This window comes from Rhizobium sp. SG741 (assembly GCF_012275435.1).
Classification (GTDB): domain Bacteria; phylum Pseudomonadota; class Alphaproteobacteria; order Rhizobiales; family Rhizobiaceae; genus Rhizobium; species Rhizobium lusitanum.
Window position 1 is genome coordinate 56,029 of record NZ_JAAZQP010000020.1, and the last position, 13,257, is coordinate 69,285.

At 59.8% G+C, this 13,257-nt stretch carries 15 protein-coding genes and 1 pseudogene; 6 read left to right on the top strand and 10 right to left on the bottom strand.

The genetic code is table 11. The features are described 5' to 3' along the window. Nucleotides 1-14: 14 nt before the first annotated feature. The 10 genes from FHT29_RS32045 to FHT29_RS32095 form a co-directional block, all read right to left on the bottom strand. Nucleotides 15-491, bottom strand: a complete 477-nt coding sequence (locus tag FHT29_RS32045) for a DUF305 domain-containing protein (RefSeq protein WP_047563013.1) — start codon at nucleotides 489-491, stop codon at nucleotides 15-17. Nucleotides 492-967: 476 nt separating this feature from the next. Beyond that, nucleotides 968-1,333 carry a copper resistance protein CopC gene (locus tag FHT29_RS32055; RefSeq protein ID WP_052212729.1) on the bottom strand — a complete coding sequence of 122 codons (366 nt, stop codon included), beginning with the start codon at nucleotides 1,331-1,333 and terminating at the stop codon, nucleotides 968-970. A 161-nt stretch (nucleotides 1,334-1,494) separates the two neighbouring features. Then, nucleotides 1,495-2,409 (bottom strand): epoxide hydrolase, encoded by a 915-nt coding sequence (locus FHT29_RS32060; protein WP_246703195.1) that lies wholly within the window; start codon nucleotides 2,407-2,409, stop codon nucleotides 1,495-1,497. 19 nt (nucleotides 2,410-2,428) lie between these two features. Continuing rightward, nucleotides 2,429-2,593 (bottom strand): alpha/beta hydrolase, encoded by a 165-nt coding sequence (locus FHT29_RS34325; protein WP_210166119.1) that lies wholly within the window; start codon nucleotides 2,591-2,593, stop codon nucleotides 2,429-2,431. A 335-nt stretch (nucleotides 2,594-2,928) separates the two neighbouring features. Further along, nucleotides 2,929-3,930 (bottom strand): zinc-binding dehydrogenase, encoded by a 1,002-nt coding sequence (locus FHT29_RS32070; protein ID WP_168600985.1) that lies wholly within the window; start codon nucleotides 3,928-3,930, stop codon nucleotides 2,929-2,931. Between the two features lie 59 nt (nucleotides 3,931-3,989). Then, nucleotides 3,990-4,745: an SDR family oxidoreductase gene (locus FHT29_RS32075; protein ID WP_168600986.1), complete on the bottom strand. Its 756-nt coding sequence runs from the start codon at nucleotides 4,743-4,745 to the stop codon at nucleotides 3,990-3,992. A 167-nt stretch (nucleotides 4,746-4,912) separates the two neighbouring features. Next, nucleotides 4,913-5,854 carry a LysR family transcriptional regulator gene (locus FHT29_RS32080; protein ID WP_168600987.1) on the bottom strand — a complete coding sequence of 314 codons (942 nt, stop codon included), beginning with the start codon at nucleotides 5,852-5,854 and terminating at the stop codon, nucleotides 4,913-4,915. A gap of 215 nt (nucleotides 5,855-6,069) precedes the next feature. Beyond that, nucleotides 6,070-6,291 (bottom strand): winged helix-turn-helix transcriptional regulator, encoded by a 222-nt coding sequence (locus tag FHT29_RS32085; protein ID WP_168600991.1) that lies wholly within the window; start codon nucleotides 6,289-6,291, stop codon nucleotides 6,070-6,072. Between the two features lie 87 nt (nucleotides 6,292-6,378). Continuing rightward, entirely contained in the window at nucleotides 6,379-7,797 is a 1,419-nt protein-coding gene (locus FHT29_RS32090) for an ATP-binding protein (protein ID WP_168597260.1), read from the bottom strand. Nucleotide 7,798: 1 nt separating this feature from the next. Next, the gene (locus tag FHT29_RS32095) at nucleotides 7,799-8,464 is read right to left on the bottom strand and encodes a response regulator (RefSeq protein ID WP_047563024.1); all 666 of its coding nucleotides are present in this window, start codon (nucleotides 8,462-8,464) and stop codon (nucleotides 7,799-7,801) included. A gap of 266 nt (nucleotides 8,465-8,730) precedes the next feature. Here FHT29_RS32095 and FHT29_RS32100 point away from each other — a divergent pair, with 266 nt between their 5' ends. The 6 genes and pseudogenes from FHT29_RS32100 to FHT29_RS32125 all read left to right on the top strand — a co-directional run bounded on the left by FHT29_RS32100 (nucleotide 8,731) and on the right by FHT29_RS32125 (nucleotide 13,210). Continuing rightward, nucleotides 8,731-10,029, top strand: coding sequence for an MFS transporter (locus FHT29_RS32100; protein ID WP_047563027.1), 1,299 nt, complete (start codon nucleotides 8,731-8,733; stop codon nucleotides 10,027-10,029). 92 nt (nucleotides 10,030-10,121) lie between these two features. Beyond that, a complete protein-coding gene (locus FHT29_RS32105; RefSeq protein ID WP_052212731.1) occupies nucleotides 10,122-10,901 on the top strand; it encodes a substrate-binding domain-containing protein in 780 nt (259 codons plus the stop codon). A gap of 56 nt (nucleotides 10,902-10,957) precedes the next feature. Further along, nucleotides 10,958-11,116, top strand: a pseudogene (locus FHT29_RS32110) (IS6 family transposase); the annotation flags it as partial. Between the two features lie 120 nt (nucleotides 11,117-11,236). Then, nucleotides 11,237-11,938 (top strand): haloacid dehalogenase type II, encoded by a 702-nt coding sequence (locus FHT29_RS32115; protein ID WP_168600988.1) that lies wholly within the window; start codon nucleotides 11,237-11,239, stop codon nucleotides 11,936-11,938. A gap of 21 nt (nucleotides 11,939-11,959) precedes the next feature. Continuing rightward, the gene (locus tag FHT29_RS32120) at nucleotides 11,960-12,751 is read left to right on the top strand and encodes an aldolase (RefSeq protein ID WP_047563032.1); all 792 of its coding nucleotides are present in this window, start codon (nucleotides 11,960-11,962) and stop codon (nucleotides 12,749-12,751) included. A gap of 258 nt (nucleotides 12,752-13,009) precedes the next feature. Next, nucleotides 13,010-13,210 (top strand): DUF4260 family protein, encoded by a 201-nt coding sequence (locus tag FHT29_RS32125; protein WP_168600989.1) that lies wholly within the window; start codon nucleotides 13,010-13,012, stop codon nucleotides 13,208-13,210. Nucleotides 13,211-13,257 lie beyond the last annotated feature (47 nt).

Sequence of the window (13,257 nt, forward strand, 5' to 3'; positions counted from 1 at the left end):
GAAAGACCTTTAGGTTACATCTTAATATTGGGATCCATGCTTTGCATGGAACGGGCGGGGGTATCCTCCGGTGCGACCTGGGTTGGGGCAGCTTCGGATGGGGGAAGCGGATCGCCGATCGCAAGCTTCATGGCCGCGATCTCCTGCTGTTGATCCACGATAATTTCCTGCGCGATGCGCTTGAGTTGCTCGTTCTTGCCGTATTTCAGGACAGCGAGCGCCATGTCGATGGCGCCCTGATGGTGGGGCGTCATCATCGCCACGAAGTCACGGTCGACGTCGCCTGTCGGCTTGACCTCCATGTCCGCCATCATCTTGTCCATCGCGGCATTGTTTTCCGTGAGGTAAGCGGTCTCCGGGCCGTCAACGGCGGTCTGCGAGGTTGAGTGTTCATGCCGCGCCGGATCGTGGGCAAAGGCGGCGCACGCCCCAACGGTTGCCAGCATGGCGGCCGCAACGACCGTCGACTTTCGGTAGGACAAGATATTCATCGACTTCTTCCTTCTTATTAGTGAGGTAGACACGCGGGCGCGGCGTCTATTCCCGAAGAGAACAAAAATTATGTCGTCGGATCATCAAGACCGAACGAGGCGACAATCCCGAATGCGAGCAGTCCCAGGCAAATCTCGAGCATCGCGCCGGCGACAAGCAAATGCGTGGATGCGTCAGGATAATTTTGGCAGAGCGGTACGATCAAATAGCGATTGGCCAAAGCAAGACACGTCATCGCCGTAACCGTAGTGATTTTTAAGAGAAGACCAGCCTGGTAGGGTGAGCTGGATCGGGACAGCGGCAATGGCGGCAGTGGCCGCGATCGCACTCGAGACGAGCACCGGCCCACGCATCCATCGCTGAAGCTGGGCTCGCGCAGGGCTGGAAGCAAGCTGTGTGAAACCCAAGCCACCCCAGACGACAGAGAGCGCCGAACTGAGCATGAAACGGTCCAGGATTAAGGCGTCGTGAGGTGTCATGGCGTCACCGTGAAACTCCTCGTGCCACTGGTCTTGTGACCGTCCTTGGAGAGAACGACCCATTTGATCGTGTAGCTGCCGGGCTTAAGTGGGGACGAGGGACTAGCGGAAAGCTCGCTATCTCCTGTTCCGCCGACGTGCTCGCCATTCAGAGCGACCGGCTCGCCCGACGAAGCCGATACGGTCATGTGAGAGAAGACCGGCTCGAGCCCCTCGGAGAAGCCCAGCGCGAATTCAGTCGGCGAGGCGTTCAGAAATTCTCCGTCGGGCGGCACCGACCGTGTCAGACTTGCATGTGCGAAAGCAGCATTTGCGATGCTGCAGACCGAGATGGACAGGATGACGGGAACGGCGATGCGCATAGACTTGGCCCTTCGGCTTGGTTGCAGATCAGTTCGGCACATCGGTAGACATCGCCGCCACGGTTTTATTCCGATGCGTCAGTTTTTTTGGTTTCTGGTCGTTCAGGTCCCGGACGGCTTGGCTTGAGGGGACTGAGGCGCAGGCCGTCCGGTTCACGGCTTCACATGGTGGCGAAGGCCTTGCGGAGTTCGTCGGTGAAGATATCCGGCTGCTCGAAGGCTGCGAAGTGACCACCGTGGGCGGCCTCGTTCCAATAGGTGAGCTTCGAGAACATACGCTCGCCCCAGATTCTCAAAGGACGATAGAGCTCAGCCGGAAACACGCTGATAGCCACGGGGATATCCAGCTTTTGTGGGCTAAAGTCCGTGTCGAAGCTTTCCGCATAGAGCCGGGCGGACGAGGCAGCGGTATCGGTCAACCAGTAGAGCATGATGTCGTCCAGCATCTGATCGTAGCCGAGTTCCTTTTCAGGGTGATGATCGGAGTCTGTCCATTCTCCAAACTTCTCGTAGATCCACGCGGCTTGGCCGATTGGTGAATCCGTAAGCGCGTAGCCGATCGTCTGCGGGCGCGTCGATTGGATCTTGGCGTAACCCGAACCGTGGGCTGCGAATGCGACGAGCTGGGCGATCGAAGCCTGCTCCTCGGCGTTTGGTGTTCCCTCAATCGGTGGCGGGAAGAGAAGCGGCAGGTTGAGATGGATGCCTTTCAGGCCAGCGACGTGCTGCTTGGCCATCCATGTCGTAACCCCGGCACCCCAGTCGCCACCCTGCGCATAATATTCGGTGTAGCTGAGGCGCTGCATCAGCTCAGCCCAAGCCCTGGCGATCCGCGGCAGACCCCAACCTGTCTCCTTCGGCTTGTCGGAAAACCCGTAGCCTGGAAGCGATGGGAGGACGAGGTGGAAGGCATCCTCTGCCTTTCCGCCGTGTGCTGTCGGGTCTGCCAACGGTGCGATCACGTTGAGGAACTCCACCACCGAGCCCGGCCATCCATGGGTGAGAATCAAGGGCTTCGCATTCGCATGCTTCGACTTCACATGGATGAAGTGGATACCCAGTCCTTGAAGTGTCATGGCTTTTTCCTGGAGAATCTTAGTTGAGGAAGTCGGTGATGTGTTTCAGGGTTTCTTCCGGCTGCTCTTCGGCAATGAAGTGGCCGCTGTCAGCGATCTTGAAGACCTGCAGATTGGTCGTCTTTCGCTCAAGGGTCGTCTTCAGCCAGACGTAACCGGGGCCGCCGAGCGCCAGAACCGGCATCTCGAGTTTGGCGTAGTCGCCATCATCGATGATGTCTTGTGGAAAGGCCTGATACCAGGCGTTGCCGGCGCGGATTGCATCGCGGCTCGCGTAAGCGTCGCATAGACGGCGCGGTCGCGGGCGTCGATCCTGCTTTCATCCTTCATCAGGTAGCGGAAGAACCACTTTTGCTCGATCTCTCATGTTCTGGTTTTATGATGGTTGGGTTGTCGACGATCCGTTGAAATATCGGATCAAGATTAGACCTGCGCGTAGCGAGCGCCGATGTCTGGATTTGCTCCGCCTGGATGTTCTTGTTCCAGATTTCGGCTCTCGTGCCGCAACGGGGCAGCTTGCTAGTAGGAGGAAAGCAGGACCGTCCCAGTCTTGCCAGGCATTTCGACGAGCGCCGCCGCCTTGCCGACGTCTGCCAGATCGAATGTCTTCTCGACCGGGAAAAGCTCCGGTTTGCCCGCGGCCAGTTCTATCGCCAGCCTGAGATCGGCTTTGCGGATTTTGACTGGTAGGCTTGCCCACCGCCCAACGGTCACGCCCGATATCCGGATGTCGCGCGTCGAAAAGTAAAGTGCGGAGACCGAGATCGGCTGCCCGGACAGATCGCCATAGGATACAAGGCTGCCACCTTGAGCGAGCAGCCCGGCGGCCGCACTGGCAGTCTCGCCGCCAACAGGGTCGAGCACGACCCCGATCGGATGACCGTCCGCCGCAGATATGACATTCTCCTGCCAGCCGGGCTTGTCGGTCGAGACAACAGGCAGATCCGGGAACACCACGTTGAGTTCGTTCACGCCGGCTTCCCGCCGGACGACGCCGACCACGTCGAAGCCACGATCGAGAAGCAGTCCGATCAGGAGTCTGGCGACCGCGGATCCGGCGGCGGTGAGAACGAGTACGTCGCGGCCCGGCTTCGCGCCGGATGTTTCGACGGCGCGCAGAAGGAGCGCCGCCGTCAGCGGATTGACGTGAAGCTGCGCTGCGGCTTCATCAGATACGTCATCGGGGATTTCGGTGACGTATTCGGCCGAGACGATGGCCTTCTCGCTCCACGCGCCCTTGCCGGGAAAAAAGGCGACGCGGGTGCCCGGCTTCAGGTCGACGCCATCACCTGCTTCCTCGACGATGCCATAGCCCTCGAAGCCGACACGCGCACCCTCGTTCGGAACCACCGCTCCCGACTGGTAGCGTCCCGATACGCCGAGAAGGTCGCCGTGGTGGACCGGCCGAAGCAGCACCCGGATCAGCACTTCGTTGTGCTCGGGACGCTTGGGATCTTCGACTTCGACAGCCTGAAGAACGTCCTCAGGCTTTCCATGCTTGAAATAGACTGCGGCACGCATCGCGGGTTCTCCTTGAGAATGAGAATGGGAGCGGCTGTTGGCCGCTCCCGCTGCGGGAGTTAGACTTGGGCCTGGCCGCCGTCGGCGAAGAGCTCGGCGCCGTTGACGAAGCTCGCATCGTCGGAAGCAAGGAACAGGGTGGCCTTGGCGATCTCCTCGGATTCGCCGACGCGGCCGAGCGGGATGCGCGAGGCGAGATAGTCGAGCAGGCCCTGCTGCTGTTCCTTGTCGTCACCGGCAAGCTCGACGAGGCCGGGGGTGCGTGTTGCGCCGGGCGAGACGACGTTGACGCGGATGCCGGTGCCCTTCAGGTCAAGCGCCCAGGAGCGGGCCAGGTTGCGGACGGCGGCCTTGGAAGCGGAGTAGACAGAGAAGGCAGCCGTACCTTCAGTGCCGGCGGTCGAGCCGGTCAGCACGACCGACGAGCCCTTGCTGAGCAGCGGTAGCGCTTTCTGAACCGTAAAGATGACGGCCTTCACGTTGCGGCCGAAGGTGTCGTCGATCTGCTCCTCGGTGATCTGACCGAGCGGCAGCATGGTGCCGCCGCCGGCGTTGACGACGAGGGCGTCAAGGCGTCCCTGTTCCGCCTTCACCTGGGCGAACAGCTTGTCGAGATCATCGTTGCTGGAGGAATCGGCCTGGACGCCGACCGCGCCACGGCCGATCTCGGCCACTGCCTTGTCGAGCGCATCCTTGCGGCGGCCGGTGATGTAGACGCGTGCGCCTTCGGCGGCAAAGAGCTTGGCGGTCGAGAGGCCGATGCCGCTGGTTGCCCCGGTGACGCCGGCGATCTTGTTTTCAAGCCTGTTGGTCATTTTATTCTCCTGATGCTGGGCGCGCAGAAGGGTTCAGCCCGAATGCGCGGCCTGTTGAAAATCTAAAACTGTTCGGGAGGTGGCGTTGGCCGTTGGCCTCGTCGCCGTCCGATGAAGAGAAATTAGTTCGTCAGATCGTCGGTGAGAAGCCGCTCAGGGTAGAGACATTATCCATGTGGATGGATGGTCTGCATCGTCACATTGCGTCGCGCGTCGACGGCTTCGAATACCTTTGCCGCCCATTCCGTGAAGGCGCGCAGCCGCGGGTTTGGAAATCGATCAGCGGGATAGACGAGGTGCAGGGGATGATTGTCCGGCTTCCAGTCGGGCAGCAGTTCGACCAGCGCCCCACTCTCGAAATGAGGCCGTGCCAGGAAACCGAAACTTTGGCCGATCCCCAGTCCTGCGAGCAGCGCGTTCAGGTGCGCGGTGCTCTCGTTGACAGAAATGCCGCTGGAGGTTGGGAGATACTCGCTTCGCTCTTCGCCGCGCTGAAAGCGCAATGGAAACCGCTTTCCCGATGACGCTGAGAAATAACTGATGATCCGATGCTTCTCGATATCACCAGGCCGCTCCGGCAACTCCATGCCATCCAGATAGGCGGGCGACGCGCAAATCACGTAGTCCAGTTCGCACAGCTTCCGCGCCTTCATCGACGAGTCACCGAGGGCTCCGCCGCGAATGACGCAATCGATCCCCTCGCTGATGAGGTCGGCGGGGCGATCGCCGACGCCGAGCATGAGGTCGATATATGGGTACTGGTGCTGAAAATCGGAGAGCGCAGGTATGAGGATTTGATTTGCAAGCACCGAGCCAATATCGACGCGCAGCTTTCCCTTAGGCGCGCTACGCGAACCAGCGACAGTGCCGTCCATGTCATCGAGATCGGCGAGGAGCTTGAGCGCGCGCTCGTGATAGGCGACGCCCTCGGTGGTCATCGTGACTGATCGCGTCGTGCGCTCTACGAGCTTTGTTCCTAGATGCGCCTCGAGATCCTGCACGAGCTTGCTGGCGGAGGACCGGGGCAGGTTCAACGTGTCAGCCGCCCTGGCGAAGGAGCCGGCTTCGGCGACGCGGACAAATGTTCGAATAGCAAGTAGCTGATCCACGGGAGACCTGACAGATAGGTGAAGGTATTCTTCATCTACACTTGGTCGGCGACGAGCACTATGCAGGTTCTTGAAAAAGGTGGACAAATTTGCGCCGTTCGATGGGATGTGGAACGCAAGCAACTGATAACGTTCGATCTTTTCTAACGGAGTGAAGGTTCACAATCCATCAACTGCATGGGTTGGGGTAGTATGCTCTGAGGGCTAACGCGGTCCTAGAAACTATCGTTTCGGAATGCCTTAATCGGACATAGTGCAGGCATCATCGCTGAGGGACCCTGGAGGGCGAGAAGAAGCGGAAAGTTTATGCACAGCCCCATGCCGATTATCGCAAGCGAGGGCAGCTCCTGTTCTAACCCCTCTTCCAGGAACTGGACTCGGCGCAAGCATGGCGAAGGAGACAGCCCAACTTCTTTCGCCACGTCGATGTTGGAAATGCGTCCGTTCCGGAATCAAACTAATAGCGTCTGATATCTGTCTGCAGGGCTGATGCGCGCTGGCCCTCACAGCACTGGCTCGCGTTCCTAGTCCAGCGACTTCGATTGAAAGAGGCGCAGGCTGAGCCGGGCGCTCAAGCCGTGGCCCGAAGCGGTCTCGCCGAGAGTGATCAAGCCGCCATGGAGATCGGCGATACGGCGCGCGATCGCAAGACCGAGCCCCGAACCCGGCTTCGCGTCGCCACGGGCAATCTGGTAGAAGCGTTGAAAGACACGACTACGTTCCTCCTCGGGAATACCCGGCCCTTCATCCTCAACCGCGATTGTCCCGGTCGTCGCGTCCAGCATCACGCGCACCGTTACGCAACCGCCTTCGGCACTGTGTGCAATCGCGTTATCGACAAGGTTGGCAATGATTTCCCTGAGAAGCAGCGGATTGCCCGTGACGTTGATGGGGTCGTCCGGCGCATCGAGCACGATGTCGACATTGCGGTTCAGAGCCTTGGGGACGTGCTCGGCCAGGACGTCGGCGGCAAGGCGGGCGAGATCGACGCGCTGATCTAGATCGACCGCGCCGCTCTTCGCATCGACTCGCGCCAGCACGATCAACTGCTGAAGCGTGCGTTGCAGGCGCGTCACACCGTTCTGCGCTTCGCCGAGCGTTGCCAGAAGATTGTCCTGGCCCACCGCCTGCCGCTCCAGAAGCTCAAGATGCAGCTTGATACCGCCCAGCGGCGAGCGCAACTGATGAGAGGCATCGGCGGTAAAATCGCGCACGCCGGCGATCGTTTCATCCAGCCGCTCCATCAACGTGTTGATCGCCGAGACGAGATCGACGGCCTCTTCAGGCACCCGTGCGGTATCGATGCGGGCAAAGGGGATGGCGCCCGGTGGCGCCCGTCCCAGAAGCTCCTGACTGATCTCGGTGAGCGGCAGAAGCCCGCGCAAAATGGCCAGATAGGAGAGAATGGCGGCAGCACTCAGGAGAACGGCTTCAAAAAACACGAGGACGACGAGCATCCGCGCTTCCATATTGAGCCGGCTATTAAGCGTCTCCGCCATTCTGAAGGTGAGCGGACGTGCAAAGCCTTCGATGGTGCGGCTCGTCATCGCGATCCGCACCTGGTTGTCACTTAGATCGGCCGGCACATGCGTGATCCGGCCGAGGGGCGCGGGGCGCGTGTCCAGCGCACAGAGCTCCCGGTCGCCTCGCTGAAAGCCGGCATCGTCGGATATGCAAAAGGCAAATGTGTCATCTGTCTCGCCGCCCAGGATCTCGATGGCGCCCTGCGCCACCGTGTTGTCGAGATGCGCCGGCCCCCGTGCCGTCGCCCGATCGATGATAGAGACGAGCGCCGCATCAAGTAGGCGATCCTGGGTCAGGCTCACGACGCTATGGATGAGAAATGCGCCGCCGATGCCGAAGACGATCGCCAGCACAGCGACCGGCAACACCATATTTTGCAAAAGGCGCCGACGGATGGACGGCGCGGCGCTCGCGTCCATTTCACTCGACCTCGAGGATATAGCCGACCCCACGGATTGTGCGAATATTGGGGCCATGTGGCTCAAGCTTCTTTCGCAGGCGGCCGAGATGCAATTCCACGGCATTGGGCGTGAGCGCATCGTCGAAATTCGAAATCGCCGAAGCGAGCCGCTCCTTTTGCACAACCTGACCTGCTCGGCTGAGAAGAAGCACCAGGACTGAATATTCTCTTGGGCGCAGAAAAAGCGTGCGTCCGGCCAGCGTTACCGTGCTTGAGTTACGATCAATCGATAGAGCGCCTACGGTCAACATCGGGCTGGGTTGGTTCTGGCCGCGCCGGACGAGCGAGCGCACGCGGGCCTCGAATTCCTCGAGCGCGAAGGGCTTGGTCAGATAGTCGTCGGCTCCCACGTCGAGCCCGGCGACCCTGTCGGGAATGGCATCGCGCGCGGTCAGGATCATCACGGGCGTTGTCGAACCGGCCTGCCGCAGCGCTTTCAGGACCGTGAGCCCATCCATTTCGGGCAAGCCGAGGTCGAGCACGACGAGCGCATAGTCTTCCTCAAGGGCTGCGGAGAGCCCGTCGCGGCCATTGTCGACACGATCAACCGCATAGCCGGCGGCCACAAGGGCCGCCACGATCCCGCGCGCCAACGAGGGGTCATCCTCCACAATGAGGACCCGCATGCCTTCCTCCCTGGTCACGATTTGCTTCGGCCTAGATCAAGCACGGAGGATGGGTCCGCGACAAGACAATTTCGTGCCGCTCCGGCGGCGTGACAGGATGGTGACAGGAAATCCGATGTAAGCGGTTGGAAATGAGTTTGGTAAAGCGGCATGTCGCGGCCTGCCGTCGATAAGCGGCGTGGGCTAACACGACTGACGCGCGACCGTTCGCATGGAGACCGGAGGACCCCAAGCTGGGTAGGTCTCATGCATAGGGAGAGACAACCATGACAGTAAGTACACGCTCATCCCGCGTTGGCACCGTATTGCGCGTAACAAGCGGCAATTTCCTTGAAATGTTCGACTTTTTCCTCGTCGGCATCTATGCCAGCAACATTTCCAAGACCTTCTTCCCGTCGAACAATGAAGTTGCATCGCTGATGCTGACCTTCATGACCTTCGGCGCGGGCTTTCTGATGCGACCGCTCGGAGCGATCTTTCTCGGGGCCTATGTCGACAAGATCGGCCGCCGCCAGGGCCTCATCGTCACGCTCAGCATCATGGCGCTCGGCACCGTGCTCATTGCCTTCGTGCCCGGCGTCCAGACGATCGGTCTCTTCGCACCGCTTCTCGTTCTAATCGGCCGCCTGTTGCAAGGCTTTTCCGCGGGTGTGGAACTCGGCGGCGTCTCAGTCTATCTGGCGGAGATGTCGACGCCCGGCAAAAAAGGCTTCTATGTATCATGGCAGTCGGGCAGCCAGCAGGTTGCCATCATGGTCGCGGCCGTCCTCGGCTATGCGCTGAACTCCCTGATGCCACCGAGCATGATGTCGGAATGGGGCTGGCGCATACCCTTCTTCATCGGCTGCGGCATCGTACCGTTCCTGTTCTATATCCGGCGCTCGCTCGAAGAAACGCAGGAATTCGCCGCCCGTCAACATCGCCCGACAATGACGCAGCTCTATCAGACGCTGGCCACCAACTGGGGCATCGTTCTGCTCGGCATGCTGATGGTCGTCATGACGACGGTCTCGTTCTATGCCATCACCGTTTACACGCCGACCTTCGGTAAGAGCGTCCTGAAGCTTTCGGAGACCGACAGTCTTCTCGTCACGTTCTGCGTCGCCCTATCGAACTTCTTCTGGCTGCCGGTCATGGGCGCTGTTTCCGACCGCATCGGCCGCAAGCCCGTACTCGTGGTCTTTTCGGCGCTCTCGCTCGTGACAGCCTACCCGGCCATCGCCTGGCTCGTCGCCGCACCGAGCTTCGAGCGCATGCTGATCGCCGAACTCTGGCTCAGCTTCCTCTATGCCAGCTATAATGGCGCTATGGTGGTTGCCCTGACGGAGATCGTGCCGCCGATCGTGCGGACAGCGGGCTTCTCGCTTGCCTATTCACTGGCGACGGCGATCTTCGGCGGCTTTACGCCAGCCATCGCCACCTGGCTCATCCAGGAGACCGGCGACAAGGCAGCTCCAGGCTACTGGCTCGCCTTTGCAGGCGGTTGCGGTCTGGTGGCGACGCTTCTGGTCTACCGCAAGGTGACGGACGGCGCGCGGGCCAGCGCCATCACCGCGAAGGCATGACAGACGACGCGGGACGGCGCCATTTTCTGTCCCGCTCTCTTCACTCAGTCTCTTTCATTGAAATTCAATCCCAACAAAGAGGAGTTTTTGGGATGAAACGCATCGCAGCGGCCTTCGCCGCCTTCTTTTTGGTTGTCGCCCCCAGTGCATTTGCCGATACGATCAACGTCGTTTCCTCGGGTGGTTTCGCTGCCGCCTACAAGGAACTCATTCCGGAATTCGAGAAACGGACCGGCAACAAGGTCGTCTCCCAATGGGGCCCGTCGATGGGCACGACCAAGAATGCTGTGCCGCAGCGCTTGGCCCGCAATGAAGATATCGACGTCCTAATCATGGTTGGCGAGGCGCTCGACAATCTGATTGCAGACAAAAAGGTCATTGCCGATACGCGCATGCCGCTGGCCCAGTCCGGCATTGGCATTGTCGTCAAGGAAGGCGCGCCGGCTCCTGACGTCAGCACGCCCGAAGCGCTGAAGACAGCGCTTCGCGGTGCCAAATCCGTCGCCTATTCGGACAGTGCCTCCGGCGTCTATATCGAAAAGGAAATGTTCGACAAACTGGGCATCAAGGCCGAAATGGCCGGCAAGGCCAAGATGATCCCGGCCGTGCCGGTCGGTTCGGTCGTGGCGTCGGGCGAATATGAGATTGGCTTCCAGCAGGTGTCCGAGTTGAAGCCGATCACGGGCATCAAGCTCATCGGTCAGGTACCCGGCGACCTGCAGAAGATCACCGTCTTCTCGGCGGGCGTGGTTGAAGGATCTCATCACGTAGCGGCCGCCCGCGCGTTGATCGACTTCCTCGCCGATCCCGCCAACGCCGCCGTCATCCGCGGCAGCGGTATGGAGCCGCTCGGCAAGGCTGCGGCCAAGTAATCCGGGCGGCACCGTAACGTTATTCGAGCATCGCTCAAAATGTGGGATCTGGCGGCATGACCAGATCTGCACGTGATCCTCTCTATCGTCGTCACCGGTTTCCGGCGGAGGTGATTGCCCATGCCGTATGGCTCTATTTCCGGTTTCCGCTCAGCCTACGAATGGTCGAGGATATGCTGGCAGCCCGTGGTGTCATCGTCTCTCACCAAACCGTAGGACTGAGGGCCCAGATCGAAGCCCAGGCTCATTTGATTTCTCGATGAAGATGATGATGAGATTTAATTTCTCAATTTGTTCAGCTTTTGTCAGTCTCGGGAAACCGAAGGAGACGAGAGATGACACTGCCTGGAGCCAGACCAGCATGGTTGACCTTTGATTGCTACGGAACCCTCATCCAATGGGACGAAGGGCTGCTTGCAGCGATGGACCGGATATTATCCCCGAAAGGTCGCGCTATCGATCACAAGGCTTTCATTACGGTCTATGACCGCTATGAACATGCGCTGGAAGAGGAGCGTCCTCACCGAACTTTTGCCGCGGTCAGTGCCCTTGCCCTGGAGCGGGCCATGGTTGAATTCGACCTGCCGTTCACGCCTGCGGATGCCGGGATCCTGACATCCTCGATCGGCAAGATGCCGCCGTTTCCAGAAATCGTAGCGACGTTGGAAAAGCTGAAGGCTGCGGGTTTCCGCCTTGCGATTATCTCGAATACAGACGACGCGATCATTGCCGGCAATGTCGCCCAACTTGGTGGCTTTATCGACCGCGTCATCACGGCTGAGCAGGCCGGGGCCTACAAGCCATCCCGGCAGATCTTCCATCATGCCTGGAAAACCCTGGGCATCGGTATGGAGGATTTGGTGCATATCTGCGCCAGCCCGCATCTCGACCTTGCGGCGGCGCGCGAACTCGGCTTTCGTACGGTCTGGGTCGATCGCGGAACAGGCCGCAAGCCGCTCGCTGACTACCACCCGAACGAAATCGTGCCAACCCTCGGCAGGGTGCCTGCCGTCCTTGCCGCAGCGGGCTGGATGTAACTTAAGGAGGTGGAGATAACCATGGCTCACGAACTGAATGTCTCAAAGGCAAATGCCGCTGTTCGCCGCAATGTCTCGCTGGAGACCGATGAGATATGGCAGGCACGGGTTGATCTGGCTGCCTGTCTGCGGATGGCGGCGCGTCTGGGGTTGGAAGAGGGGATCTGCAACCATTTCTCGGCCGTCGTTCCCGGCCACCCCGATCTCTTTATCGTCAACCGTCTTGGCTGGGCCTTCCAGGAGGCAACGGCTTCATCACTGCTGATCTGCGATTTCGAGGGCAATGTGGTCGCCGGCGACGGCGTGCCGGAAGCGACCGCCTTCTACATCCATGCCCGCCTTCACAAGATGGCCCCTCGTGTGGGGGCTGCCTTTCATACCCATATGCCGAATGCAACGGCGCTCAGCATGGTGGAAGGCGAACCGCTGGTCTGGGCAGGGCAAACCGCGCTCAAGTTCTATGGCCGTGTTGCGGTGGATGAGAATTACAACGGTCTGGCGCTGGACGAAAGCGAAGGCGATAGGATCGCAGCGGTGCTCGGCGACAAGGATATCCTGTTTATGAAGAACCATGGTGTCATGGTCTGTGCGCCCAATATCGCCGAAGCATGGGATGATCTCTACTATCTCGAACGTGCTGCCGAAGTTCAGCTGAAAGCAATGGGGTCGGGCCGCAAACTGCTGCCGGTTTTGCCCCATGTTGCTGCCGAAGCGGCGCGGCAGATGCGCGAAGGGGATCCGGAAAGTGCCCGCATGCATCTGACAAGTATTCGACGCGTGCTTGACCGGGAGGTGCCGGACTATCGAGACTGATCGTGTTAAGCTTGTCGGTACCCATCACGCGTGGCGCACGGCCTTGGCCCTTCAGCAGCTTGCGCACTAGGCGTTTGGCTGCCTTGGCATTGCGGCGGCTTTTTTTCTTGCGGCGGATCAAAAGGTCAGTCAGAGGCATCATCAAAGCGTCTCAAAGACCGAGATATTCATTTCTGAATAGCCGATAGTAGAATTTAGTAAATTTTGTATGCCCATCGTCGATGTTATCACTCCGACATAACAGTTGGAGATAGGGTTATGACTGGTTTCGTCACTGGAATACCAAAGGTGCTTCTTCGCCTTGAGGGGCTTGGGGTACTCGTTGTCGCCACCGCTTGGTACGCTAAACTGGATGCCAGTTGGTGGTTGTTTGCCGTCCTGATATTGGCCCCCGACCTGTCAATGGTCGGCTACCTAGAGCAGATCTTGTTCATTCCGGGTCATATCCAGCGGCCCTGAAGTAGTTTGCGCATTCCGCCGGAGTGAAGCGGGGTAGCAGAGCGCCG